Here is a 23,780-nt window from a genome sequence, read left to right as displayed (position 1 = left end):
CTCATGTCGACTATGCAATGTGATGTTGTAAGTGTTAAAGAGTCTATTTACTCAGGCACAATTACAATGTTGATCGCTAAAGGTGCAGGTGGTGAGTTAGGTATTATGCCTGGTCATGCTCCACTTGTAACTTTGCTTCAACCAGGACCGATTCGTGTTCAGTTGGAAAATGGTACAGAAGAAATTGTCTATGTATCAGGTGGTGTGTTAGAAGTTCAACCGCATGTTGTTACGGTTCTTGCAGATACTGCAATCCGTGCTGACAATTTGGATGAAGCAGCAATTTTAGAAGCACGTAAAAATGCTGAAGCTTTGCTTGCAAACCAAAAAAGCGAATTGGATTCTGCTGCTGCGCTTGCATCTCTTGCAGAGATCGCAGGTCAGCTCGAAACTATCCGCAAAATCAAAAACCGCGCGATGTAATCGACGGTTCGAGATTGAAAACCACCCGAAAGGGTGGTTTTTTTATGGGGTTAAGAAAGAGTTTTGAATGAACTGACTATAATCATCACCCAATGGCAACTCATAATCTTTAAAAATTTGACGACGGACAGATTTAGTTTCTTGTTTTGTTTTAGGATTAAAACCTATTTTTTCTATATCGTGCCAATAAAGTCCTGCACCTCGTTTTTGCCATGAAGGTAGATCATTAAAATTAATCTCTCGACTAAATAATAAATCATGCTTTTCTTGGCGATTTAACCCTTTAACTTGCGAGGTTGCATTTTTAATTGATTCGCCCTCTTTTCTTAGCATCCAATAACAATGAGCATTCAAAGCATTACGATGAGCATCTTCATGTCTCCAACGGAAATAGTCTTTAACTACTTTTGCATCCGGTAAAATACAAATGCGGGCATCAAATATAGCGATTTGTTGATGCATTAAGCTAAATTTAGCGCTAGCTTCAGCTGCCAATATGGAAATAATCTTGCGAGTTTTACGATTAAAACTTTCTTCTTGAGGATGGAATAAAAGTGAAATTTCATCACTTTGAGTATAGCCATAAAGAATATTAAACCCACAATTCATCAAATGTTCAGTGGTATTCACCATTAAATCTCTAAATTGCACATCAAATGGTGCTTCAAATTGCCAAATATCTTTGGTTAATCTGGTAAAACCTTTTCCATCTAAACGTACAACGATATATTGTTCGGGAGGTATACAAAAATCATAAGCAGTTTCAAATACGCGAAGCCTTTTATCTAAATCATCAAATCTCATTACGTTCTTCTTTTATATCAATTAATTGTATAGAAAACTCATTATTTCCTAAAATTTTTACTTTGTAAATTTCGTCAAATCCTTCATCTAAGCTTGGAATTTCGAGCCTTTTTAGTGTAGCCGCTACACCTTTTTCAGGAATTTTTTCTTTGCCTGAGCGTAAGTTGTTGCGTACTAAAGTAGATTGTAAATCCGTTTCAAAATAGTAGCTTATGATGCTAAATCCAGCAGTTTTAGCTTGCTGAATATAGCGAGCACGATCAGTTTTACTCATGTTGGTATTATCGATTACACATTTAGTTTTACTTTCTATACAGGCACTAAAAATTAAACTTTCCCGATGGCGTGTTTTCAACATATCTAGGTTAATGCGCAAATGTAATTTATAAAAATATTCTTTATAAAATGTCGATTTTCCCGAAGCTTGAAGGCCTGTAAATATAATAAGTTGCATATTTATGATGAATAATTGGAGCTGTCTAAGATTAAAACATGTCTAAGCTTTGTACTCAAATATCCTCGAATATTAGATGTGCTAAAGTCGCATATGCGCGGAACACTAAAATTCAGTATTTTAAAGCATTACTTCGGAGTGAATGCATATGCAGCTTATTGAACAAGAACCGCATTTTTGGGAACTCTACCAACAACAAGAACAGTATTTTCTGAGTATTGCTGTGGATATGAGCTCGGTTGTTTCCTGTTGGGACATTCAACTAAATTCACATGAAATTTCAGACTATAAAATACAGGGTAGAGCAAGTATCGAAGGATTAAGCAAACAGTTCATTGATGAAACTTACCGTGGAAATTTTAGCAATTTAGAAAGTCGCAAAGTTTCCGAACAAGAAAAAGCAGCCATGCAGGCCGCTTATCAAGATTGGCGTAAGCAAAATCTTTAAGATTGTTCAGGAAATTCTTTGATTTCTCCAGCATTATAACTGGCAAAACGGGGTTGTTCGCGCTTAAACACAGGTGCTGAACTAGACCATGGCCAGTCACCAAAATGTGTTGCACGATAACGGCGGAATGCATCATTAAGCTCCTGATCGCTATTGAGGACAAAAGGTCCACGCATTGCCACAGGTTCTCCAATTGGCTCACCTTCTAGCCATAAGATACGTGCTTCATGATCTCCTGCTGTTAAATGGATTTCTGTATCAGATTTAAGCTCGATCAAATGACGAAATTGCACCGTTTCACCTTCAACATTCAATGTTGTACCTTGATAAAAATAGGCAAAACGTGTTGATGTTGATGTTGTAGCAGGCATGACGATTTCCGCATGAGCATCTAAAGTCATCATGTAAATATTCACGTTATTTTCTTTGGCAGCAGCCCAAGAGTGAGCTGGACGAGGAATAGCATCTTTCCCGTTAAATTCACCAGAAATTACGCGAATATCAATATTATTTTCATGTGAATCTTTAAGGCTTACATGGGGAATGTGTTCACGCCACATCATTTTATAGGCTGGATCTTGTTTCTTTTGTTCTGCTGAAGAGTTGAACCAAATTTGAAAAAGCTCAAATGTATTGGGTTTATCTTGATGAATTAGGGGAAACATTTCACAGTGTTCAATACCATTGCCTGTGCTCAGCCACTGTACATCTCCAGCTGCATAACGCCCACCATTACCCAAAGAATCAAAATGGTCTACAAAACCACTTTCGACCAAAGTTATGGTTTCAAATCCTGTATGCGGATGTTCTGGAAAACCCGGAACAATATCACCATAATACATGCGATAAGGTTCATCGATCGTTGGTTCAAAAGCAGGTCCCATATCCTTATTTGCTGCTGGAAAATGGTCAACATGATGTGCTGTAAATAAAAATGGATCTTTTAAATCTAAGCGGAATTCGATGGGAGTAATGTTATAAATCACGTTATTTTCCATTTTGATCTCCATGTATATGGCTCTAAAATTTTTATCAGGTTTCTTTCAAAATGACGTCATTATTTGTATGAAAGAAACTTATTAAATCTAAAGATAATTTAATATATCTAAAAAATATTACTATCAGAACTTTGTGATGAATTTGCAGAAATTGTAAATAACGAAGTCAAATTTATCTAAATACGCAAAATATAGCATCTCTTTCGATTTATATTTAAGCTAGATTAAAACCTCTTAGAAGAGTGGAAAATGATCATTCAAAGAATCATCACCATTTGTGTCGCTTTATCGGGCGTAGCATGTCAGCAACTCTATATTTCAGAACCAAGTCAGGCTTCAGAAGCCGCGTTGGTTGCAAATGCTGTCGACAATGGGATAAGCAAAGAGATCGATATTGATTATCGCAAGGCATTTCAAAATCTTAAGCGAGCGTATCATTATTGCGTGGCATTTACTACAAATGACAAGCTGGTTTATACCGATAATAAACTTGAAGATTTTATTGAAATGGGAACCTTATTTACGCGTAATCAGGATGGACGTTATTTATCAAAAGTAACCTTAGAAGCGATAGCAGATGATAAAACTCGGCTCACTTTATTTTTACCGTCAGATTATCCAGATCCGAAAACAAGGTTTAATCATGATATAAAATGGGCTTTAGGGCAGGATAAACGTTGCAATACGGCTTGGAATCCATAAGTTAAGCAGATTGATTTGCCATACCCGTGACAATCAATTCAATGATTGATTGTGCATAACGTCGCAAAGCGTCTATATCATCGGGGTTTGCTAAAAAAAGCAAAGCGCCATTGGTGATCATCCCAATGATGGCATGTCCAGTAGAGTTAACATCCAAATTTTCTCTTAAAAATCCGAGTTGAACCCCATTTTGTAAATAGTTTGCAGTCATCAAGCCGCTGACTTCGAGCAGATTTTGTATATAACGGGTCATTTCTGTATCAATCGAAGTTGCTTCAAGCAAAATAAGCTTTAAAGTACGTGGATTTTCACGTGCAAATTCAATAAATTGCTCTGCGATTCTTTCACACTGTAAGCGATATTCTTGTAAATTATTTACAGCTTGAGGTGCATTTTCACCTGAGAGAAGCTGATTGATTTTAAACATGGTATCAACAATCACTTTTTCTAAAATATCGCGTTTATTTTCAAAATGACGATAGAAGGTGCCATGTCCGATCCCTAGCCTTTTTGCGATATCTGAAATAGCAGTTTGGTGATAACCACGTTCTGAAAATTCTAAAAAAGCAGCGTGAATAATCTCGTTTTGTAACTGTATTTTTTGTCGTTCAGCACGACTAAGCGTAATTGAATCATTCATAGGCAATTATGATCATTTTTGAACAATATATCGTCACTTTTGCAAATTGACAAGTCATTCCGATTTTGACATTGTATTCCAGTCGCTTATTCTTTGATCGAAAATAACATGATAGATTCAAATAAAAACAATGCTTCTGAATATCATAAAATTGTGATTATTGGTGGAGGATTTGCAGGACTTGGTGCTGCGATAAAACTCAAAGAAGCGGGCATTCATGATTTTATTTTGCTTGAAAAAGCACATGAAATGGGAGGGGTTTGGCGTGAAAATACTTATCCAGGTTGCGCTTGTGATGTCCCTTCATCTTTATATAGTTATTCTTTTGAACCCAATCCGAACTGGAGTCGTGTATTTGCACCTCAAGCAGAAATTAAGGATTACTTACAAAATATTGCCAATAAATACAATATCATGCCGCACGTGCGTTTAAATACAGAAGTGATTTCAGCGAGATGGTCAGATGAAACGCAAAATTGGCTCATTGAAACTGATCAGGGAGAATTTACAGCCCAATTTAGTATCATGGCATGTGGCCCAATGCATGAACCTGTATTGCCAAATATCAAAGGCATAGATCAATTTTCAGGGCAGATTTTTCATTCTTCACAATGGCGACATGATCTTGATTTAACAGGAAAACGAGTAGCAGTCATTGGAACTGGAGCTTCGGCGATTCAGTTTATTCCACAAATTCAACCCATTGTTAAACAATTGACGGTATTTCAGCGTACTGCACAATGGATATTACCGAAGTCAGATATCAATTTACCTAAACCAATTCAAGCGTTGTTTAAGTATCTGCCTTTGACCCAACGACTGTTACGTGGCGGGGTTTATGGTGTTTTTGAAAGTATTAATGGGGGTTTGCAAAGTCCTGCAGCAATGAAACAATTTCAAAAACTGGCAGAATTACACTTAAATTTAACGATAAAAGATAAAAAATTACGTGAAAAGTTAAGACCAAATTTTATTATTGGTTGTAAGCGAATACTGCAATCTAACAATTGGTATCCTGCGCTGGCACAAAATAATGTTGAAGTGATTGCTAGTGCTTTGGCTGAAGTTCAAGGAAATATTTTGATCGCAGAGGATGGCTCGCAGACAGAGGCTGATATCATCATTTTAGCGACAGGTTTTGAAATCGCAGAACCGCCAATTGCCAAACGTGTTTATAACCGTTTTGGTCAGTCGATGGCTGATGTATGGCAGGGCAGCCCAGAGGGGTATAAAGGGACGATGGTGGAGGCTTGTCCAAATGGATTTTTGATGTTTGGTCCAAATGTCGCAGTGAGTTCATCGGCGTTTATTATTATTGAAGCGCAGTTACCTTATATCGTCGATGCGATCAAGCAAGCGATTGATCAAGGGATTCAAACCATTGAGCCAGATCCAAAATTGATCAAGCCATATAATGAAAAAATACAAGCAGCACTTCAGCATACAGTCTGGAATAAAGGCGGTTGTCAAAGCTATTTCTTAGATCGTAATGGACGCAATAGTACAGCTTGGCCATGGACAACGTTTAAATTGAAACAGCAACTTAAACGCTTTAATTTAAATGAATATTTAATTGATTATGTACCTGAAAATTCACAAAAAATAAAATCACAATAAGAGTATAAAAATGGGAAAAGTTAATTTAAAAGACAAAGTCGTTGCAGTCACAGGTGGAGCCAGAGGTATCGGCTTATGTATCTCAAAAGCACTCATTGCCGAAGGGGTGAAGGTTGTGATTGGAGATATAGATATCGATTTGGCACAAGCGGAAGCAAATAAAATAGGTGCAAAAGCTTTTCAGCTTGATGTTAGAGATCGAGAGAGTTTCCAAGCTTTTATTGATCAAAGCATTCAACATTATGGCAGCCTTTATAGCCTGATCAATAATGCGGGTATTATGCCGATGGGCGCATTTCTGGATGAAGATCCAGCACTTGCCGATGCTCAGATTGATATTAATTTTCGCGGTGTAGTCTACGGTATGCAGAGTGCTTTGCCAACCTTACTTGCTCAGAAAAAAGGTCATATTATCAATGTCGCATCACTCGCAGGGCGTTTTGCTTTGGCAGGTTCAGCAGTCTACTCAGGTACGAAATTTGCGGTTGTGGGTTTAACAGAAGCGGTCGCAGGTGATTATCGAGATAGTGGTGTTGATTTTACGGTGATTATGCCATCCAAAGTCTCGACTGAGTTGACATCAGGTTTGGAGGAAGCGGGCAAAATTATCCCGACGGTCAGTCCTGAACAAGTGGCAGATGCTGTTGCGCATGCCTTGATCAAGCCTAAACTTTTTGTTGCAGTACCCGATTATTTGCATACTGCGTATGGCTTTTATGCATTGTTGCCGAGTTGGATGCAGCAAGGGGGACGACGTTTGATTAATGATCGTCGTATATTGAATAAAATGGATAAAAAAGCACATGAATCTTATGCTAATCGTATCCAAAAATTAGCTGAATAGGGTCTCAAAATTTATCAATATTTAATTCAACGTTACTCTCATTATTTTAGTATTTTCAAGGCAAAAAAAATCATCATGACAAAAATCGAGGTCATGATGATATGAAATACTGCTGATCAATGTTTTATTTTAAAACTCAGCGATCAGCATCATTTTGATTGTCTTCTTCACTTGAGCTAGGAATTAACATCGCTGCAAGTTGTAACATATCTCTTTGAATCGTATTCATTTGCTTTTGAATCTTATCAAAATTGACTTTGCTTAAATCTATCTCACCATTTAAAAACGAAGAATTGAGCATTTGTTTATTCGCTTTTAAAACCTCACTACGAATCGAATCGACTTCTTGGCTTTTTAGATTTAAAGCATTCAAAGCACGATCAAAATTTTGCAATTGTTCACGCAAATCTTGAGCTGTTTTTTGCAATTGTTGCTGATCTTTTTGATCTAAAGCTTGCTGCAAATCATTTTGCGTTTGTTCAAGCTTTTTCACATAATCACCCGTTTTGAGTTGCATATCAGCAACATCACGTGCGATGTAGAACATATTTCCGCTTTTTAAATCTGTCCGAGAACTCGCTTCAGTTTCTACAGATGAGCGATCCTGACTTGTCTGATCAGAAGCACGGTCTGAATGTTGCTCGATCTGTGCAGCATCATCATGCGGTTCACGTGCTTGATCACAACCTAAAAGCAACATGCCTGAGCTAAAAATTACAAATGGAAGCACAGCTCCTTGTAATAGTTTTTTCATCATCATTCATTGGAAACTTAATATGATTTTGACTATATCTTTTAAATGTGGAGAAAATGCAGAGAATTGCAAATGAATAACAGTTTGTAACATTGAATTTTAAATTTTTAGTGCAAGTTGCCGCCAAGATTGATGATTTCCACGCCATAAAAAAGGGATAAATGATTTATCCCTTTTTATATAATTATTTAAAATTAAGCTTATTTTTTTAGCTCAGCTTCAATTGCATCAAGAATTCGTGGGTCATCAGCAGTGATATCAGGTGCAAATCGTGCAACAACTTCACCATTTTTATTGATCAAGAATTTTTCAAAGTTCCACAAAACTTCTGGTTTTGGATTTGGTGTTAGACCGTAGTCTACAAGGTCTTTCCACCAAGGACCTTCGCCGATACGCTCTGGAATAGCAGTGATCAATGCTTGGTAAAGCGGGTGTTTATCTGCGCCAGCCACTGAGATTTTTGAAAATAACGGGAAGTGCACATCATAAGTCACAGAGCAGAATTGTTGAATTTCATCATCCGAACCCGGTTCTTGTTCTAAGAAATTGTTCGCAGGGAAACCTAAGATTTCTAATCCTTGATCTTTTTGGTTTTGGTAGAGTTTTTCTAAACCTTCGTATTGTGGAGTGAGACCACATTTCGATGCAACATTGACGAGTAGCAAGACTTTGCCCTTGTACTGATCTAAATTGATTTCTGTTCCATCAATTGTTTTGACTGGAATATTATAAATTGAAGTCGCCATTTTAAGTCCTAAGATAAAGTGTAGTTGCTGTTTATTGTTTTATAATTAAATGATTTCTAGAACAAGCGATTATTGTTCATTTCAAGTAAATACTGCGAGAAAAACAATAATTTTCCTAATAAAAAAAGCGAGTATAAAACTCGCTTTTTCAATTTAAATTTTATTTAGATCAGATTTAAATTATTTTGCTTCGTTGGCTTTGGTTTGCAGCGTTTGCATGATCGTTAACATTTCTTTTTGATTATCAGCAGCCTTTTTCTGCAATTCAGTGATTTTGTTCATATCAGGTGGGCTAGAAAGACCTGCTTCAGCCATTTCAATACTGATGGTATTGGTTTCTTTCATTTTATTTCTAAAATTATCAACTTCAGAACTTTTTAAAGTCAGATTATCTAGATCTTTGTTAAAGCCTTCAACAAATGATTTCATTTTGCTAACAGTATCTTTTACCGCATTTTGATCACCTGTTTGAGCAGATTTCATAATCTCAGTTTGGAAATTGACGGCTTCCTGCGCTCGAGTATTTGATAGAGTTTGAACTTGGGTTAAATCACTTTTGATGTCGGCATTATTGTTTGTACTATATTGTACCGCTGGGGCAGTGGTTGCTGTTCCAGCACCACTAGCGTTGTTGTCATGAGGTTTCTTATCACAAGCAACTAAAGCAAGAGAAGCTACGCATAGTGTTGAAATTAATAATTTTTTCATTATGTTTTCCTGTTTAAAATATCGTAATAGACTGATTTTTTGATATGCAAATTCAATCAAAAATTGAAAAGGTGAAAAAAGCATCACGAAATCAAAATGCCACAACTACACCGCGCTTGACAATAGTTAATTACAGAATTAATGATTAATTTATATTCTATTTAGGATAAGGATAAATTTTAAAACTATTTAGAAAAAGTAAATAAATATAAAAACCAAATAGATAAAAAGCTTAGATCGTTTTTTATTAGTATTCTATATCGGCACTAGGCATTGAGTATTTTTTGCTTATTTAGATAGTTGAAATGCTATTTTAAATAAATTCTAACTATTTTTAGAATTATGCATTTTGATTTGAGACGGTGTTTGTGATGTGTATCGTTTGAAAAATTCAATAAAACTAGAACTATGCTGATAGCCGAGTTCAAAACTAATTTTTTTAATACTGCTACCTTGCTGTAATTGGCTGATGGCATAAATGATTTTTGCGCGATTACGCCATTCTGAAATCGACATTTTCAATTCTTGCTGGCATAAACGTAATACATGTCGTTCACTTAACTCAAAACTTTCAATCACTTGCTGTAAACTTTTATTGAGCAAGTTCGGATCCGCTAAAGCACTTAAAACGGGTTTTAAAATCGGATGATGACTTTGTGGCAAATAATGATCATAGCTCGGCATCATTTCAAGTTGATCAAGCACAATTCTAAGCAGATGCTCATAGTAGTCACTTTGTCCCAAGCCAGATTTTTTTTGTTCCAAACATTCTTTGATCAGCTGTCTGAAAAACGGGCGAATACTCAGCGTTTTCGGATCGAAAGATAAGCGGTGACACAAACTCGGATGCAGTCGGATACACACATAGTGCGTCAATTGTTCTTCAAAGGCAGTACAACAATGGTCAACTTGTGGCGGAATCCATAAGCCATAATTAGGAGGAGATAAATATTTTTGCTCTGCGATATGGAACTCTAAAGTACCGTTCAAACTAAAATTGAAGTCACCCCACAAATTTGAATGTGGCGTGACAATATCATTTTTCTGATAGAAAAATTCTTCGATAGAAATAAGATGATTGAGTTTCGCTATAGTCATATTTTTTAGGATGAACCAGAGTTGTCACAACATAGATTGATCGTTTCAATTTTGGGATTATTTAAGCCTCGGCTTATCGTGAAAATAGAGAGTAAAGCCAAGAAAATAAATGAAATAACACTATAAAGCAAAATATTCGCATTAAAATGATCAATGATGTAACCACCAAACAGTGCGCCAGTCGCGATCATGATCTGAAATGTCGCAACAAAGAGGGGTAAGCCTTTTTCGACGGCATCAGGAGCGTGCACAAACATCCAGACATTGGCTGTGGTTGGAAATGCGCCAAAAGCAAAACCCCAAAGCCCAGTCAGTATAAATGCAGCATAAATTTCGGTTGCGAAACTTGGAAATCCAAAAAATACAATGACATAACATGCTGCCAAAAATGCAAAAGTATAACGCACATTGATATTGCCACTATATCCAGCAAAAGCATTTCCTAAAAATCCTGCGATACCATAAATGAGCAATAACAGACTAATTTGTGCTGTATCAAACATTGCTACATTTTTGAAAAATGGTGTCATATAGCTATAAGCAGCAAAATGTGCAAAGCCCATTAAGAAGATGATACACATGCCTTGGCGAGCTTTGGGAACTCTAAATAGACTTGGTAATTCTTTGAATTTTAATGAAGATTGTGGTTTGAGTGAGGGTAAGGATAAAACTTCAAAAATTAATGCAAACACACCCAATACTGCTGTAATCGCAAAAGCATTTCTCCATCCATAAAAATTGCTCAACCATGTTCCAATCGGTACGCCCAAAATTGCCGCTAGGGTTACACCAGACATAATCGTTGCGGTCGCAGTTGAAATATGCAGATGCGCTGGAGCAAGTTTACCACTGAGAGCGATCGCCGTTCCCCAAAATCCACCGATTGCAAAACCAAGAATAAATCGACTCAACAGCAAAATCGTAAAGTTTGTGGAAATCGCAGTGATTGCATTGGCGATGATCATGGTCATCGTCAGTATGATAAGCAAATAACGACGATCTAAGCCTTTGGCAAATATAGGTAAAAATGCTGCTGAAATCGCCGCCATGATTCCGGGTAAAGTAATCATCAAGCCTGCTGTTCCAATGGATATTTCCAATTCTTTGGCAATTTCATTGATCAAACCTATAGGTAAAAATTCACTTGTTACAAGAACAAAGGCAGCGATTGCCGTAGTGATCAAGGCAAACCAGCTACCTTTGCTGGGGGCACTTTGATCAGTTTGGGTTATTTCATCTGTCATGGATCAGACTCCTTTGGAGGATTTTTTTGGGGGTGTTTTAATTTGATAATGATCGTTATAAAAATAAAATATTTGAGTTTTTTTTGACTGTCAATTAATTTAATAATGATTGTTATAAAAATATATGTGAAGTTTATGACAGAAACAGAAAATCAACAGCATCTCCAACCAGAGCCGACTCAAGTCAAACGTAAGCGTGGTCGTCCAAAGTGTTTCGATGAGCAAGAAGCGCTTCGAAAAGCGATGCTGTTATTTTGGGAATATGGCTATGAAGCGACTTCGATGCAGGACTTGCTACAAGCACTGAACATTACAGCCCCGAGTCTTTATAGTAGTTTTGGGGACAAAACCCAGTTGTTTTATCGCTGCTTAGATTATTATCTGGAAAATGAAGCTTGTGCCATTGATTCCATTTTTAAACAGGCCAAAACAGCCAAGATTGCGATTGAGCTTTATCTACATGAAAATGTAAAAAAATTATCACAGCCAGATAAACCTAAAGGTTGTATGTTGCTGGTTGCAACCATGAATTGTGCTGAACAGCATCATCAGTTACAGCAGGACTTGCTTGAAAAAAGACAAAATGTAAAACGGATGATGTATCAACGCTTGAGCCAAGGCATTGAAGAGGGTGATGTAGGTGCTCAAAGTAAAATTGAGGAAATAGCTGATTTTTATTGCACCTTGGCACAAGGGCTTTCTATGCAGGCACGTGATGGTATGACCGAAGCTCAGTTACAGCATGTGGTCAATCATGCGATGAGGCTTTGGGAAACATTTGAAAAGCATTTTATTTAATGTCGTATTCTCCATAGCAATGTCTGAAATACCTTATATCAATTAATTCAGACCTAGATGATAATTATCCTCATCTCGTCTGACAGTGACTATCTATGATGAAAGCGAATTCAAAATTGATGTGGTGGGCATTTTTATTGCCTGTAATTGCAGTATTGATTTGGTCACTGAATATCACTGTGACTCGCTATGTTGCTGACTATATTTCACCTGTCAGTATTAGTTTTTATCGTTGGTTGGTTGCATTTCTGATCCTTACTCCATTTATGCTCGGCAAAGCATGGAAAGAGCAAGCGTTGATTCGTCAGTATTTCTTTAAATTTGCTGTGCTCAGTGCTTTTGGAATGGTGCTTTATCAAGGTTTGGCTTATACCGCCGCCCACCATACTTCGGCGACCAATATGGGGATTATTAATGCATTTATCCCTGTTTTCACCATTTTAGTTTCTTTGATTATTTTAAAAGAAATTCCAAATCGTTTTTCAATTATTGGTGGAATATTATCCTTTATGGGATTGCTCTATGTCATGGGGCAGGGCAATTTCTCCAGTTTGTTGCAATTGGGGCAGCACTGGGGCGATATCATCATGATTTTTGCCGTATTCTTTTACGCATTTTATGGCGTGTTTCTAAAAAAATGGCAATTGCACGTACCTTTGATGCTGAGTTTATACGTCCAAATCGCTTTTGCGTTGCTCTATCATTTACCTTTTATCGCATGGTTGGGACTTGATCCGATCAACACAGACAACGTTGCGAGCGTGTTATATGCGGGGATTTTTCCTTCGTTGATTGCACCATTGCTTTGGATGATTGCTGTACAACAGTTAGGACCGACTCGTACTAGTATTTTTATGAATTTAATGCCTATTTTTACTGCAATCATTGCCAATATTTGGTTGAATGAATCTTGGACGGTTTATCACACCATTGGTGGAATTGTCATTTTAGTGGGAATTATTTTGGCTCAAAAAAAATCCACCGTTAAACAGCTAAAAACAGCGTGATAGCTTAATAAAACTTTACATAGAAAAGTAAATTTGAGTGAATTTTAACCAAATAAACAAGTTAAAATTCACTTAATTTATCCATTAATTAATCAAAATATGTTGAAAAATTATCATTATTTTTTAATTTTTTTATTATATATAAATACTTATTTTAAACACCGATTTTGATTGTCTGGTTGAAAATTGAAAGTGGCAAGATGATGATATTAGAGGACTAATTGTATTAAAAACGTATTTATTGCATAATACTTCTACGCTGAAAACATGATCATTCTCATGTGAAAAGTGCGATATTCTAGACCCTCTGGATGTGATAACACATCCTTTTTTGTGCTCAGCCATACCCTATGGCTGAGCTTTTTTTTGGGTAAAATATTGTCTTATTAACGCGATATTTATTTTATTTTTTTTGGGTCGAAGCTGTTTAAAAAATAACATGTGTAGATGTATTTTTAAGCACGAATAACTTGCCCAGTTAAAGCATCAATAATTTTACTGGGTTGGCGACTTAAACCAAGATCACCATTTAAATAATCCAATTCTGTAGCAAAATATTGATTGGCTTCTTGCAAAGAGCGAGCAGGTTCTAAGCCAGCAGGATTTGCGCTTGTAGACACGATATAGCCATTGAAAGCATTGCATAATGCAGTACACAGTGGGTGAGTGGTCACGCGAACAGCAACTTGTTGATGATCACCTTTAATCCATGTTGGAATACTTTCATCAGCAGGGAGCAGCCATGTAGTCGCACGTTCAGTTGGACTGCGGTTGGTCCAAGTTGCGATGACTTGCTGGCGTATATCTTCTTGTAGATTTTTTAATAAATGTTCAACTTGGCTGAGGTGTCCTGCCAGTAAAATCACACCTTTTTCGATCGGGCGTTGCTTGAGTCGCAAAATTTCTAAAAATGCCTGTTCATTGTGTGGATCACAACCTAAACCCCATACCCCCTCTGTTGGATATGCTAAGACTTTGCCTTGTTTTAAACATACAGCGGCTTCAGCAACAGAGGTTGTAATCATGGAAATTCACCTTGTTCATTTGAGTGGAAGAAGGCATCTATTGTGAACCTTAATACAATTTACGGCAACGTAAGTACAATCCTGATTGTTGAATACATAGCCCCAAAAGTTCTAACTCCATGAGATGACTTGTTAATTCTGCGATAGAAAAATTTAATTTTGCTGCAAGTTGATCAATTTCTATGCCGATCCAGTCCAATTCTTGGTAAATATTAAATAAATGTTCGGGTATATCTTGGCTTATCGGTTGACTAATTTCTTGTGAATGGTCATTTGAAATTTCTTCTGATTCTTCAGTGGTCTCACGCATTTGCCCTTGTTTTTGCCACTGTGCGGGTAAGGCTAAGTCTTCGATAATCTGTTCTGGATGATCAACCAAAATCGCACCTTCGCGGATCAGTTGATGGCATCCTTTATGGTATTCACTATAAATATGCCCAGGGATTGCAAATACGATTTTGCCTTGTTCGGCTGCGAGTTTTGCCGTAATCAGGGAACCACTACTCTGAGCAGCTTCAGCGACTAATACACCTAAACTTAAACCACTAACAATGCGGTTACGCCGTGGGAAATGTTGTTGAAGTGGCTTTGTGGTTGGTAAAAACTCACTGATCACTGTACCTGCATTTTCTAGAATTTGTGCCTGTAAAGGAGCATTTTGGTTGGGATAGACCATATCTAGTCCTGTGCCGACCACTGCGATTGCTCGTTGTTTTTTCAGTGCACCCATATGTGCAGCTTCATCTATTCCTTGAGCCAAACCACTGGTAATAAAGTAACCTTTTTCACTCAAATAATAAGCAAAGTCATAAGCCACCTGTTTACCATGTGGACTAGGCTTACGACTTCCGACAACGGCTACTTGTGGTTGTGAAAGATTTTGTAGTGAACCTTTACCAAATAAAATCGGAGGATGATCGGAAAAGGCCAGTAGTTGTTTGGGATAATTATTTTCATTATCCAAACAGATAAAGTCACAGTGTTTTTCAATCAGCGTCAAGCATTGTTGAAACTTCGTTTGTCCTTCTTGACTTGAAAATTCCTGAAGTCTTTCAAGATGGTTTTTGTGCAGACCAAGCTTGGACCATTGAAGCAAATGGGCAGGTTCAAGCGCTGAACTGACAGAACTAAAATGTGTCTGCAATTTATAAAATGCAGACAGAGAATGTTGTAGTAAATACCATAATTGGATGTATTCACGTTGCTGTTGGTTTAGGTCAATCATAGCGATCAACCTTTATTCTTCGTCATAAACAGACTGAAGGGTAGAGCCAACCTCTATCGGTAAACGACTATCTAAAACATAAGCATAGCTTAGGTGGTCAAAGGTTTTAAAAAGCATTAAATGACCAATTTTTTGTTCAGGTAGTTGTACATTTTTCTTGGTTTTAGGGTCCTGTACAATTTCACCGCGTTGATAAATCGCAAAAACTTGCCCTGTCTGAGCACCTTCTAGCACACCACGATCGACTGTGACCACACTATGCTGAGCTGCTCGACTAATCGAACCCAAAACACGGATGATTTTGCCACCTGCAACAACTTCATTTTTATTGGTCGGGTAGAACATACTTGGCAATTCTGCTTGATATTCTGGTAAAACCAAATCGCCTTTACGCACCTCTTGGTTATAGCTATCGGTGATTTCTAGGGTGCTAATATCATTTTTTTGTTCAACAGCTTGACCTGCTGCGACCTGTATGAGTTCAATCCCTGCATTGGTTTTTCTACCCTGTATATCTTGAATCATATAAGGTGCTGCTTGACGGAAAATGCTGTAGCGTTGTCCGATTTTGACACCTTCACCTCGTAGATAAATTTTTTGCCCCTTGCCTGTGATTAGGCGATGGTCTTCGCTACCGAGTACATAGGGTAGATTTTCAATAGATTGACTATTGATCACGATATTTTGATTGAGCCATTGTTTTATATTTTGTAGTGCAATTACAGGCACACTATGCTCAAGTTCTTCGATGCGGACTTGAGGATAGACTTTATATGATGTTTTCCCCGTATAACGCTGGATAATGCCTGTGCAACCGTCACCTTCATCTTTGCCAATCAACGGTTGACCATTGAGGGAACACAATAACAAACGATCTCCCGGATAGATCCAATGCGGATTTTTCACATGTTTGTTACTCGCCCAAATCTCAGGCCAACGCCACGGTTTATTGAGAAATTTCCCGGAAATATCCCATAAAGTATCACCTTTTTTGACGAGATAGACATGCGGTGCATTGGCTTTGAGCGTTGCTGGTGGTGTATTTGGACTCGCTATACAGGATGGACTCACCATATAACCAAGCGTTGCACACAATACCGCTGCAAATTGAACTTTTTTAAACCCCAAGGCACCAAAAACTGTGCCGTTGAAAATAGATTTCATGATCATATTTCCTAAAATCAGACTTATTTGCGTTATAATTAACGCAACACTTTCTTTTTAATATGAAGTCAATTCTTCATTTATTTTCTAATTCAATGGCATAGCCAATGAGGATACAGCATGGCCTTATTACCTATTTTAAGTTTTCCTGATCCCCGTCTGCGTACTATTGCCAAACCCGTTGATGAGGTGAACGATGAAATTCGTCAGCTTGCATCAGATATGTTTGAAACCATGTACGAAGCGCCAGGTATAGGCTTGGCTGCTACTCAGGTCGATCACCATATTCAGTTAATCGTGATGGATTTATCTGAAGAAAAAAATCAACCGCTGGTTTTTATTAACCCGAAGGTTACCCCACTTACAGAAGAAACGCAGCCGTATGAAGAGGGCTGTCTTTCAGTTCCCCAAATATACGACAAAGTTGAGCGTCCGTCACGTGTAAAAATTGAGGCAAAAAACCTTGAAGGTCAATCATTTGAGATAGAAGCTGATGGACTTCTCGCAGTTTGTATTCAGCATGAATTAGATCACTTAAATGGTAAATTATTCGTTGATTATTTGTCCCCTTTAAAACGCCAACGTGCCCGTGAAAAAGTGGAAAAAACAGTGCGCCAACGTCAAAAAGATAAAGTTGCAGTAAAACGTTAAGATTTTTTTACTTTAATTTTTTTATTTATTGTGAATGCGTTGCAACTTCAATAAGTTAATTTTTCATCAATAAATTGTTGGAAAATTCATCCTTTAGAATAGCCCAATTTCGATTGGGCTTTGTTATACTCGGCTCTCAAAAAGGTTGAGGATGAATATTTGCGTTTGCGAATGGGATTGTGGCTAGGATTTGCTGCAGTATTTTTACAGATAGCTGTTTTTTTACAGCCTTTGCTTCCGGAAAAATATCAAATTTCGCCGGTCTGTGAAACTATTACCCATGCGTTATTACAAGTAAACCCATCTTCAAACCAAGCATCTAAAGTTTCTCATTCGCATAGTCATGCAGATCAAGGGACTTTATCTCCACAAGCCAGTCAACATACGCATCATCATTTAGATCAAAGTCGATCTGAAGCTGATACACAAATGTTGCAAGTGGCTCAAAACACTGAACAAAATCATCATCATGAATTGGGTCATGCCTGTCAGTATTGTACTGTTTATGGGCATTTGATCATGCCACCAGAACTTGAAGTCAAAGAAGTTTTGGTGCGTATACAGGTTCGCTTATTGGCATTTCAAAAAGCCTTTAAACATGTTTATTTTGTTTTACAGCGTTTATTCCTGATTCCACAGGGGCGTGCACCGCCAATCTTTGCATAAATCTAGGGCTTTATTTTTTTAAAGCATTTATTTTCGGGACTTCATTGTCTCTAGCCTTATTTTATTTATGATTTTAAAGAGATTGTTATGGTTAAGCCTCAATTCTTGTTGCACCCACTCACGGCTATTGTTTTATCTTTGGTTTATTCTGAAATGGCTTTTGCAGCCGATGATCAAGAAAGTCCAACGCATTTTGCGCCGATCGTCGTGACCGCACAAAGCGCCGATGCTGATAATGGTTTGATTATTCATGCAGATCCAAAGCAACCGATTCAGCCTGTACCCGCGACCGATGGTGCGGATTATTTAAAAAGTATTATGGGTTTTAATGCCATTAAAAATGGTGGAACCAATGGTGATGTCACCTTCCGTGGGATGTTTGGATCTCGTATCAAAATCTTGACGGATGGTACTGAAAACTTAGGTGCTTGTCCTGCCCGTATGGATGCGCCTACGTCTTATATTCAGCCTGAAAGTTTCGATAAAATTACCGTAATCAAAGGTCCTCAAACTGTTCAATATGCCAACACTGGTTCTGCTGCAACTGTGATTTTTCAACGTGAACCAGAACATTTAACTTCAGATAAACCTTATCGTGGTCAGGCAAGTGTCCTGATTGGTTCATATGGCCGTATTGATCACAATGTTGAAGCCGCATTAGGTGATGAAACAAAATATGTTCGTTTAAATGCCAATCGTTCAGAGTCAAATAGCTATAAAGATGGTGACGGTAAAAAAATCCCATCATCATGGGAACGTTGGAATGCTGATCTAGCACTCGGTTGGACGCCAGATGAAGATACTTGGGTAGAACTGCGCGCAGGTAAATCAGATGGTGAAGCTGAATATGCAGGCCGTTCAATGGATGGTTCGCAATTTGCACGTGAAAGTTTAGGTCTGCATTTTGAAAAGAGAAATATCACCAATGTGATCAAAAAAATCGAAGGTCAGATTGACTATAGTTATAACGATCACATCATGGATAATTTTAGCTTACGTACTCCTCCGATGACATCGATGGACATGGGCGGTGGGCATGGTGGACATTCGGGGCATAATATGTCCATGGACATGGGTGGACATGATATGGGTTCAATGGCTATGCAAGTTCCCAATAAAATGTCGATGGAAGTCACGCGCCGTACTTTAAACTCAAGACTCGCCATGACCACAGAATGGGATAAATTCAGTTTAATTACTGGTGTGGATTCGCAGTTCAATAAACATGGTGGCGACATGATTATGTATGCGATGCCAGAAGGGAATATGCCATTTAAATCAGATATGCGTTTTGCATCGTATGGTGCTTTTGGTGAGTTAACTTATACTTTTAATCCTGAAAATAAATTGGTGACTGGTGCGCGAGCAGACCAAGTCAAGATTGACAATTTAAATACGAACTTGAGCCGTAAAGAAACCCTACCAAGTGCCTTTATCCGTTTTGAAAATGAAAATCCTGAGCATGGTTTAAAAAACTATATAGGACTAGGTTATGTAGAGCGTGTGCCTGATTACTGGGAAATCATGCGTACAAATTATCGAGTTGCAGGAACTTCGGCATTTAAAAATCTCAACAATGAAAAAACTCTGCAGCTTGATTTGGGGAGCCAAATCAATCATGGAGCGTGGAATGCTTGGACATCGGTTTATGTTGGTTTAATCGATGATTTTATTTTGATGACTTATGATCCAAAGAAAGGGTCTGGCATGAGTAATCCTACGATTTCCAAAAATGTCGATGCAACGATTGCAGGTGCAGAAGCAGGAGTGGGTTATCAATTTACTGAGCATTTACAAGCGGATCTAAGTGCGATGTATGCCTATGGTGAAAATACCACGGACCACAAAGCATTACCGCAAATTGCACCTTTGGAAGGACGTTTCAATGTGCGATATGTGCATGATAAATATACCTTAGGTGCATTGTGGCGTGTGGTTGCCAAGCAAGATCGTATTAGTCTAAATCAGGGTAATATCGTGGGTTATGATTTAGGCGAAAGTAAGGCTTTCAATACATTATCTTTAAATGCGTCATATAGTCTGACCAAAGATGTTGATGTGGCGGTTGGTATTGATAATGTCTTGGATAAAGCTTACACCGAGCATCTCAATAAGGCGGGTGATGCAGGCTTTGGTTTTGCTGCAAGTGAACAATTTGATAATATCGGGCGCAACTATTGGGCACGTATGAGCATGAAATTCTAAATTGCTGATCAACTTAGAGTCATGATTTAACTAAATATGCAGAGATCATTGTTTATACACAATGATTTCTGCCATAATGAAAAAAATAAAATTTTTGCAAATTTAAATGTCTGAAAATATACAAATTTATATAGATAAGTTGAAGAAATATGGTGAGTGTTCTATCGCCAATGCAGAATGGAATCCCACTTTTGAAAATGATTTGAGGACACAATTAAAAGCTCAGGGGATTGATGATATTCGTGTATATCAAGCGATTGAACAGCCTGAGTTTAAGTTAATATGCCTTATATTTCATAAGCCTAGCATGGAGATCGTTCAAGAGTATCCATTTCGTTCCAACTTAATCAAATGGCTACCACTTTTTAGCGTCATACTGATTTATTTCTTTTTGATTGGCTTGTTGGCACTAGATCAAGAAAAGATGCTAACAACAGCATTTTTGATATTCTTGCCTTTAAGTATCGGAGCAGTAACGGAATATTTCTGGACGTTTTGGCAACCGCAGGCGTTGAAAAAAACGTTATTACAGCAATTCTATATAGTACTCGGTGTCATTGTTGTGGGGGCGGTCTTTTTAAGAGAAGGGGTGATCTGTTTAATTATGGCAGCTCCGATTTATTGGCTTTGCGCGACTTTAGGTGCGCTAGCGATGCGAGCATTGTGCCGTAAGCTTTGGAAACCTTATAAGAAGATTTATTCCATAGCACTATTACCACTAGTGGCTTTGTTATTTTTTCCAGATTTGACCCAGATTAGAAATGGTGTGACGCAAAAAGAAATTATCGTAAATGCGCCTATTCAAACTGTATTTGCATCAATCAACAACATTCAAAATATTCAGCCTGAAGAAATCAAATATAGCCCGATCTTTACGATGGGCTTTCCAAAACCAGTCTCTGGAATGACGGAAAGTACTCCAAATGGCTTGGTGCGTCAGATCTATTGGCAACGTGGCATACATTTTCAAGAAAAAATATTTCAGTCCGAAGCACCGAACAAGTTGGCATGGCACTATATTTTTACCGATGAATCATTTCCGAAGGGTTCACTTGATGATCATTTAAAAATGGGTGGAGCATATTTCAATTTGCTCACCACAGATTATCAATTACAAGCCTTGAGTCCAACCCAAACAAAAATGATTTTACGAATAGATTATCGACTCTCTACAGAAGTCAATTGGTATGCCGATTTATGGACACGCTATGTTTTAAAAGAATTTAGCGATGTTGTGCTCAATATCTATAAATACCGATTAGAACACGCGACATAGCGCAAAGTATCAGTCAATATGGTGTTCGAAGTTTACTGATGCATACTTGCAAGTTGAGTATTTTCACCTTGATAAAGGGTAAAGCCCAATTTTTGCATGCGACGACCATTTTTTTGTAAAAGCGCATCTAGTTTTTGAGAATGTTTTGCGCCCGTATAAAGCAAAACATTTCTTGCCAATAAATAATAAGCAAACCATGCGACTGATTGACGTTCTAATCCCAGATTTTGCATTTTTTTTCGGCTCAAGAAAAACTGAGTAATCGACAAATGTTGACGATATGCCAATTTGCGATTCAATTCTTTAAAATGTATATAAGGACGGTCAAAAGGTTCTTTGGCTAAACTTGAACCCAGTGCCATACTTGTTTCATCAGGATTTGGATGGGCAAATGTCATCCAATACAGCAGTTTCCAGCCCTCAGATTCTTTATTTACCAACCATTGTTCATCTATACCCATTAACCAGCCTGCATATTTCCAAAAATGTAAAAAACTATCGACTTCCTGCTTATCTGGAATAATACCCAGCGCCCGCACACCGAGTAATAACACGCCACTAAACGCGATGTTGGTCATGGCCTGATCATATTGATTGATTGGCAATCCCCATGTTTCACTATCCCATTTTTCAGATTTTGCCAAATGATAACGGACTAAAGAATGGATAAAACGCACATAAATCGTTGAGGTAAAACCCTTATTGAAACGCTCAAAAGCATTTGGCTCTGTTATATCAATCCACCATTTTGTGGTTTCAGCCAAGCGTTTATTTGCCTGCTTGTTTAGAGCACCAGTCAAAATCAGCGGCTGATTAAAACCGGGATACAAATAACCGATCATTAAAGATAAATCTCTTAAAATAAAACCACTATTGATCCCTAAACGATTTGAAAATTGCACGGCATTTTGCATTTTTTGTTGATCAAGCCAAGTCGGCGGAGTTTCAACCAAATCAAAAAATTGCTTTAGTTCAGGAATAGGATGAGGAAGTTGCTCCACACCTTGATAAAGCGCAATCTCAAAATATTTCCGATGTTCCTTGGGATTTTTCATGATCCACGTCAGCAAATGATCCATCGGTTCATCACCTTTTTGTAAGGCTTGATTCAGGGAAAGATATTCTTCATAAGAGGGTTGCAGCTTTTGCTTGGAAATAAAACTGAGAATTTGAGTTTTCCAATTATTCTGTTGCATCTTCTTAAAGGACGCTAAGCGGTGTGGAATAGAGATCGTTTGCATTGTGAGTCAAACCTGATTAATATTTAATCAAACTCTAATATGAATGTTTATTCGCATTCAATTCGCATTTATAAGTTGCAGATAAAATGAGAAAAAGACCACAACAACAACGTGCAAAAGTGATTGTCGATCATATTTTAGAAGCGACACAGCGCTGTATTGCAGAACAAGGCTTACTACAAGTCACAACGCCTAAAATTGCAGAAAAGTCAGGTGTGAGTATTGGTTCGATCTATCAGTATTTTGAAAATAAAGAAGAGATCATCCAAGAGTTACTGCTCAGGAAAAGTGAAAATCTAGGATTGATGCTTAAACAGATGGTCATGCAGCAAGGGGAAATCCAATTAGAAGAGGTCGTGCCGCTGAGTATCCAGTTTGGATTTGACATGATGAAAGCGGATGGTGGTTTTTTTATAGAAGTATTGAAAAATTGGCATGGTTATAACAACTCAGAAGCTGCACAAGTGCTTGAAAGGCATTTTTTAGAGATCGGGATGTATGTTTTTAATCGTTACTTTCCAGAATGGAGTTTCGATATTTTAAAAAATAAATCATTTGTCATTATCAATAGTACGCTGTTTACCATGATGCGTTATGCAAGTAATAACAACTTTCTTATTGAAGAACAACAGCTTAAAAAGGAAATATCAAAAATGATTTTGGCTTATCTCAAAGTATAAACAAAAGTTTAAATTTTTATAAAATAAATAATATAATAAAAACAATGATTTATGTTTATATTGGCTTGAAAACTGAACAGACGAAAAAAATATTGAGAAACAACCCTTGCAAGCCCCCGAAAATCCTGTAGAATGCACATCCATCGGCGGTGATGAAGATTAAAACTTCTTAGAAATCAGTTAGTTGAATAGATTGATTGAGTTTAAGATGTTTAGAATAATTTGAAATTACTAGTTGACTTTCTGGATTAAGAGAGTAATATAGCCGACCTAGCTTGATGATGACGAATCATCGAGAAGATCATTAAGAGATTATGAAGAACAACTTGTGTGGATTTTTGCTAGTTGATCATTGAAAAAAA

At 37.5% G+C, this 23,780-nt stretch carries 25 protein-coding genes; 12 read left to right on the top strand and 13 right to left on the bottom strand.

Going from position 1 to position 23,780, the window contains the following annotated elements:
* Nucleotides 1-3: 3 nt before the first annotated feature.
* A complete protein-coding gene (locus tag F960_RS03515) occupies nt 4-423 on the top strand; it encodes a F0F1 ATP synthase subunit epsilon (RefSeq protein WP_004858247.1) in 420 nt (139 codons plus the stop codon).
* A 42-nt stretch (nt 424-465) separates the two neighbouring features.
* Here the strand turns inward: F960_RS03515 and F960_RS03510 are convergent, their stop codons facing one another.
* Together F960_RS03510 and F960_RS03505 are read right to left on the bottom strand one after the other, a co-directional pair.
* Nucleotides 466-1,227 carry a tRNA(His) guanylyltransferase Thg1 family protein gene (locus tag F960_RS03510; protein WP_004858244.1) on the bottom strand — a complete coding sequence of 254 codons (762 nt, stop codon included), beginning with the start codon at nt 1,225-1,227 and terminating at the stop codon, nt 466-468.
* A complete protein-coding gene (locus F960_RS03505; protein WP_004858242.1) occupies nt 1,217-1,681 on the bottom strand; it encodes an AAA family ATPase in 465 nt (154 codons plus the stop codon). The genes F960_RS03510 and F960_RS03505 overlap by 11 nt, the downstream gene beginning before the upstream one ends.
* Before the next feature lie 148 nt (nt 1,682-1,829).
* On the opposite strand from F960_RS03505, the gene F960_RS03500 reads away from it, so the two are divergent.
* Entirely contained in the window at nt 1,830-2,129 is a 300-nt protein-coding gene (locus tag F960_RS03500) for a hypothetical protein (protein ID WP_004858239.1), read from the top strand.
* Here F960_RS03500 and F960_RS03495 read toward each other — a convergent pair.
* Nucleotides 2,126-3,127 (bottom strand): pirin family protein, encoded by a 1,002-nt coding sequence (locus tag F960_RS03495; RefSeq protein WP_004858238.1) that lies wholly within the window; start codon nt 3,125-3,127, stop codon nt 2,126-2,128. The genes F960_RS03500 and F960_RS03495 overlap by 4 nt on opposite strands.
* 249 nt (nt 3,128-3,376) lie before the next feature.
* On the opposite strand from F960_RS03495, the gene F960_RS03490 reads away from it, so the two are divergent.
* The gene (locus F960_RS03490) at nt 3,377-3,829 is read left to right on the top strand and encodes a hypothetical protein (protein WP_004858235.1); all 453 of its coding nucleotides are present in this window, start codon (nt 3,377-3,379) and stop codon (nt 3,827-3,829) included.
* 1 nt (nt 3,830) lies between these two features.
* Here the strand turns inward: F960_RS03490 and F960_RS03485 are convergent, their stop codons facing one another.
* The gene (locus tag F960_RS03485; RefSeq protein ID WP_004858234.1) at nt 3,831-4,469 is read right to left on the bottom strand and encodes a TetR/AcrR family transcriptional regulator; all 639 of its coding nucleotides are present in this window, start codon (nt 4,467-4,469) and stop codon (nt 3,831-3,833) included.
* A gap of 108 nt (nt 4,470-4,577) precedes the next feature.
* Here F960_RS03485 and F960_RS03480 point away from each other — a divergent pair, with 108 nt between their 5' ends.
* On the top strand, nt 4,578-6,086 hold the full coding sequence (locus tag F960_RS03480; protein ID WP_004858231.1) for a flavin-containing monooxygenase: 1,509 nt from the start codon (nt 4,578-4,580) through the stop codon (nt 6,084-6,086).
* Between the two features lie 10 nt (nt 6,087-6,096).
* Nucleotides 6,097-6,930: an SDR family oxidoreductase gene (locus tag F960_RS03475; RefSeq protein WP_004858228.1), complete on the top strand. Its 834-nt coding sequence runs from the start codon at nt 6,097-6,099 to the stop codon at nt 6,928-6,930.
* Nucleotides 6,931-7,066: 136 nt separating this feature from the next.
* On the opposite strand, the gene F960_RS03470 is transcribed toward F960_RS03475, so the two are convergent.
* The 5 genes from F960_RS03470 to F960_RS03450 all read right to left on the bottom strand — a co-directional run bounded on the left by F960_RS03470 (nt 7,067) and on the right by F960_RS03450 (nt 11,480).
* A complete protein-coding gene (locus tag F960_RS03470; RefSeq protein ID WP_020846593.1) occupies nt 7,067-7,684 on the bottom strand; it encodes a PM1805 family lipoprotein in 618 nt (205 codons plus the stop codon).
* A 200-nt stretch (nt 7,685-7,884) separates the two neighbouring features.
* A complete protein-coding gene (locus F960_RS03465) occupies nt 7,885-8,430 on the bottom strand; it encodes a glutathione peroxidase (protein ID WP_004858223.1) in 546 nt (181 codons plus the stop codon).
* A 180-nt stretch (nt 8,431-8,610) separates the two neighbouring features.
* Nucleotides 8,611-9,138 carry a PM1805 family lipoprotein gene (locus F960_RS03460; RefSeq protein ID WP_004858222.1) on the bottom strand — a complete coding sequence of 176 codons (528 nt, stop codon included), beginning with the start codon at nt 9,136-9,138 and terminating at the stop codon, nt 8,611-8,613.
* Nucleotides 9,139-9,462: 324 nt separating this feature from the next.
* Complete coding sequence (locus F960_RS03455) at nt 9,463-10,236, bottom strand: helix-turn-helix transcriptional regulator (RefSeq protein ID WP_004858218.1); 774 nt, start codon at nt 10,234-10,236, stop codon at nt 9,463-9,465.
* A 5-nt stretch (nt 10,237-10,241) separates the two neighbouring features.
* Nucleotides 10,242-11,480, bottom strand: a complete 1,239-nt coding sequence (locus F960_RS03450; protein WP_004858215.1) for an MFS transporter — start codon at nt 11,478-11,480, stop codon at nt 10,242-10,244.
* A 135-nt stretch (nt 11,481-11,615) separates the two neighbouring features.
* Between F960_RS03450 and F960_RS03445 the strand changes: the two genes are divergently transcribed.
* Entirely contained in the window at nt 11,616-12,278 is a 663-nt protein-coding gene (locus F960_RS03445) for a TetR/AcrR family transcriptional regulator (RefSeq protein ID WP_004858212.1), read from the top strand.
* Nucleotides 12,279-12,376: 98 nt separating this feature from the next.
* Nucleotides 12,377-13,285: a DMT family transporter gene (locus F960_RS03440; RefSeq protein ID WP_035373026.1), complete on the top strand. Its 909-nt coding sequence runs from the start codon at nt 12,377-12,379 to the stop codon at nt 13,283-13,285.
* Nucleotides 13,286-13,740: 455 nt separating this feature from the next.
* Here the strand turns inward: F960_RS03440 and tsaC are convergent, their stop codons facing one another.
* The 3 genes from tsaC to F960_RS03425 are packed head-to-tail and all read right to left on the bottom strand — an operon-like array spanning nt 13,741 to nt 16,699.
* Nucleotides 13,741-14,310 (bottom strand): L-threonylcarbamoyladenylate synthase type 1 TsaC, encoded by a 570-nt coding sequence (gene tsaC, locus F960_RS03435; RefSeq protein WP_004858207.1) that lies wholly within the window; start codon nt 14,308-14,310, stop codon nt 13,741-13,743.
* A 49-nt stretch (nt 14,311-14,359) separates the two neighbouring features.
* On the bottom strand, nt 14,360-15,535 hold the full coding sequence (dprA, locus tag F960_RS03430; RefSeq protein ID WP_004858205.1) for a DNA-processing protein DprA: 1,176 nt from the start codon (nt 15,533-15,535) through the stop codon (nt 14,360-14,362).
* 12 nt (nt 15,536-15,547) lie between these two features.
* Nucleotides 15,548-16,699 (bottom strand): LysM peptidoglycan-binding domain-containing protein, encoded by a 1,152-nt coding sequence (locus F960_RS03425; RefSeq protein ID WP_004858202.1) that lies wholly within the window; start codon nt 16,697-16,699, stop codon nt 15,548-15,550.
* A 120-nt stretch (nt 16,700-16,819) separates the two neighbouring features.
* On the opposite strand from F960_RS03425, the gene def reads away from it, so the two are divergent.
* From def to F960_RS03405, 4 genes are all read left to right on the top strand, one after another.
* Entirely contained in the window at nt 16,820-17,350 is a 531-nt protein-coding gene (def, locus tag F960_RS03420; RefSeq protein WP_004858200.1) for a peptide deformylase, read from the top strand.
* A 171-nt stretch (nt 17,351-17,521) separates the two neighbouring features.
* Nucleotides 17,522-18,016, top strand: a complete 495-nt coding sequence (locus tag F960_RS03415; RefSeq protein WP_085945808.1) for a DUF2946 family protein — start codon at nt 17,522-17,524, stop codon at nt 18,014-18,016.
* 87 nt (nt 18,017-18,103) lie between these two features.
* The gene (locus F960_RS03410) at nt 18,104-20,221 is read left to right on the top strand and encodes a TonB-dependent receptor domain-containing protein (RefSeq protein WP_004858193.1); all 2,118 of its coding nucleotides are present in this window, start codon (nt 18,104-18,106) and stop codon (nt 20,219-20,221) included.
* A 106-nt stretch (nt 20,222-20,327) separates the two neighbouring features.
* Entirely contained in the window at nt 20,328-21,497 is a 1,170-nt protein-coding gene (locus F960_RS03405) for a hypothetical protein (RefSeq protein ID WP_004858190.1), read from the top strand.
* A 32-nt stretch (nt 21,498-21,529) separates the two neighbouring features.
* On the opposite strand, the gene F960_RS03400 is transcribed toward F960_RS03405, so the two are convergent.
* Nucleotides 21,530-22,738 (bottom strand): oxygenase MpaB family protein, encoded by a 1,209-nt coding sequence (locus tag F960_RS03400; RefSeq protein WP_004858188.1) that lies wholly within the window; start codon nt 22,736-22,738, stop codon nt 21,530-21,532.
* 86 nt (nt 22,739-22,824) lie between these two features.
* Between F960_RS03400 and F960_RS03395 the strand changes: the two genes are divergently transcribed.
* Nucleotides 22,825-23,418, top strand: a complete 594-nt coding sequence (locus F960_RS03395) for a TetR/AcrR family transcriptional regulator (protein WP_004858185.1) — start codon at nt 22,825-22,827, stop codon at nt 23,416-23,418.
* Nucleotides 23,419-23,780 lie beyond the last annotated feature (362 nt).

The sequence above is a fragment of the Acinetobacter gerneri DSM 14967 = CIP 107464 = MTCC 9824 genome, assembly GCF_000368565.1.
Lineage (GTDB): Bacteria > Pseudomonadota > Gammaproteobacteria > Pseudomonadales > Moraxellaceae > Acinetobacter > Acinetobacter gerneri.
This window is presented reverse-complemented; position numbering and strand designations above follow the sequence as displayed.

Coding starts and splice junctions, on each gene's coding strand:
- tsaC (WP_004858207.1), bottom strand. CDS start 14,310: ATGATTACAACCTCTGTTGCTGAAGCCGCTGTATGTTTAAAACAAGGC.
- F960_RS03485 (WP_004858234.1), bottom strand. CDS start 4,469: ATGAATGATTCAATTACGCTTAGTCGTGCTGAACGACAAAAAATACAG.
- def (WP_004858200.1), top strand. CDS start 16,820: ATGGCCTTATTACCTATTTTAAGTTTTCCTGATCCCCGTCTGCGTACT.
- dprA (WP_004858205.1), bottom strand. CDS start 15,535: ATGATTGACCTAAACCAACAGCAACGTGAATACATCCAATTATGGTAT.
- F960_RS03505 (WP_004858242.1), bottom strand. CDS start 1,681: ATGCAACTTATTATATTTACAGGCCTTCAAGCTTCGGGAAAATCGACA.
- F960_RS03470 (WP_020846593.1), bottom strand. CDS start 7,684: ATGAAAAAACTATTACAAGGAGCTGTGCTTCCATTTGTAATTTTTAGC.
- F960_RS03480 (WP_004858231.1), top strand. CDS start 4,578: ATGATAGATTCAAATAAAAACAATGCTTCTGAATATCATAAAATTGTG.
- F960_RS03395 (WP_004858185.1), top strand. CDS start 22,825: ATGAGAAAAAGACCACAACAACAACGTGCAAAAGTGATTGTCGATCAT.
- F960_RS03515 (WP_004858247.1), top strand. CDS start 4: ATGTCGACTATGCAATGTGATGTTGTAAGTGTTAAAGAGTCTATTTAC.
- F960_RS03450 (WP_004858215.1), bottom strand. CDS start 11,480: ATGACAGATGAAATAACCCAAACTGATCAAAGTGCCCCCAGCAAAGGT.
- F960_RS03400 (WP_004858188.1), bottom strand. CDS start 22,738: ATGCAAACGATCTCTATTCCACACCGCTTAGCGTCCTTTAAGAAGATG.
- F960_RS03490 (WP_004858235.1), top strand. CDS start 3,377: ATGATCATTCAAAGAATCATCACCATTTGTGTCGCTTTATCGGGCGTA.
- F960_RS03425 (WP_004858202.1), bottom strand. CDS start 16,699: ATGAAATCTATTTTCAACGGCACAGTTTTTGGTGCCTTGGGGTTTAAA.
- F960_RS03405 (WP_004858190.1), top strand. CDS start 20,328: ATGTCTGAAAATATACAAATTTATATAGATAAGTTGAAGAAATATGGT.
- F960_RS03455 (WP_004858218.1), bottom strand. CDS start 10,236: ATGACTATAGCGAAACTCAATCATCTTATTTCTATCGAAGAATTTTTC.
- F960_RS03415 (WP_085945808.1), top strand. CDS start 17,522: ATGGGATTGTGGCTAGGATTTGCTGCAGTATTTTTACAGATAGCTGTT.
- F960_RS03460 (WP_004858222.1), bottom strand. CDS start 9,138: ATGAAAAAATTATTAATTTCAACACTATGCGTAGCTTCTCTTGCTTTA.
- F960_RS03500 (WP_004858239.1), top strand. CDS start 1,830: ATGCAGCTTATTGAACAAGAACCGCATTTTTGGGAACTCTACCAACAA.
- F960_RS03495 (WP_004858238.1), bottom strand. CDS start 3,127: ATGGAAAATAACGTGATTTATAACATTACTCCCATCGAATTCCGCTTA.
- F960_RS03475 (WP_004858228.1), top strand. CDS start 6,097: ATGGGAAAAGTTAATTTAAAAGACAAAGTCGTTGCAGTCACAGGTGGA.
- F960_RS03510 (WP_004858244.1), bottom strand. CDS start 1,227: ATGAGATTTGATGATTTAGATAAAAGGCTTCGCGTATTTGAAACTGCT.
- F960_RS03465 (WP_004858223.1), bottom strand. CDS start 8,430: ATGGCGACTTCAATTTATAATATTCCAGTCAAAACAATTGATGGAACA.
- F960_RS03410 (WP_004858193.1), top strand. CDS start 18,104: ATGGTTAAGCCTCAATTCTTGTTGCACCCACTCACGGCTATTGTTTTA.
- F960_RS03445 (WP_004858212.1), top strand. CDS start 11,616: ATGACAGAAACAGAAAATCAACAGCATCTCCAACCAGAGCCGACTCAA.
- F960_RS03440 (WP_035373026.1), top strand. CDS start 12,377: ATGAAAGCGAATTCAAAATTGATGTGGTGGGCATTTTTATTGCCTGTA.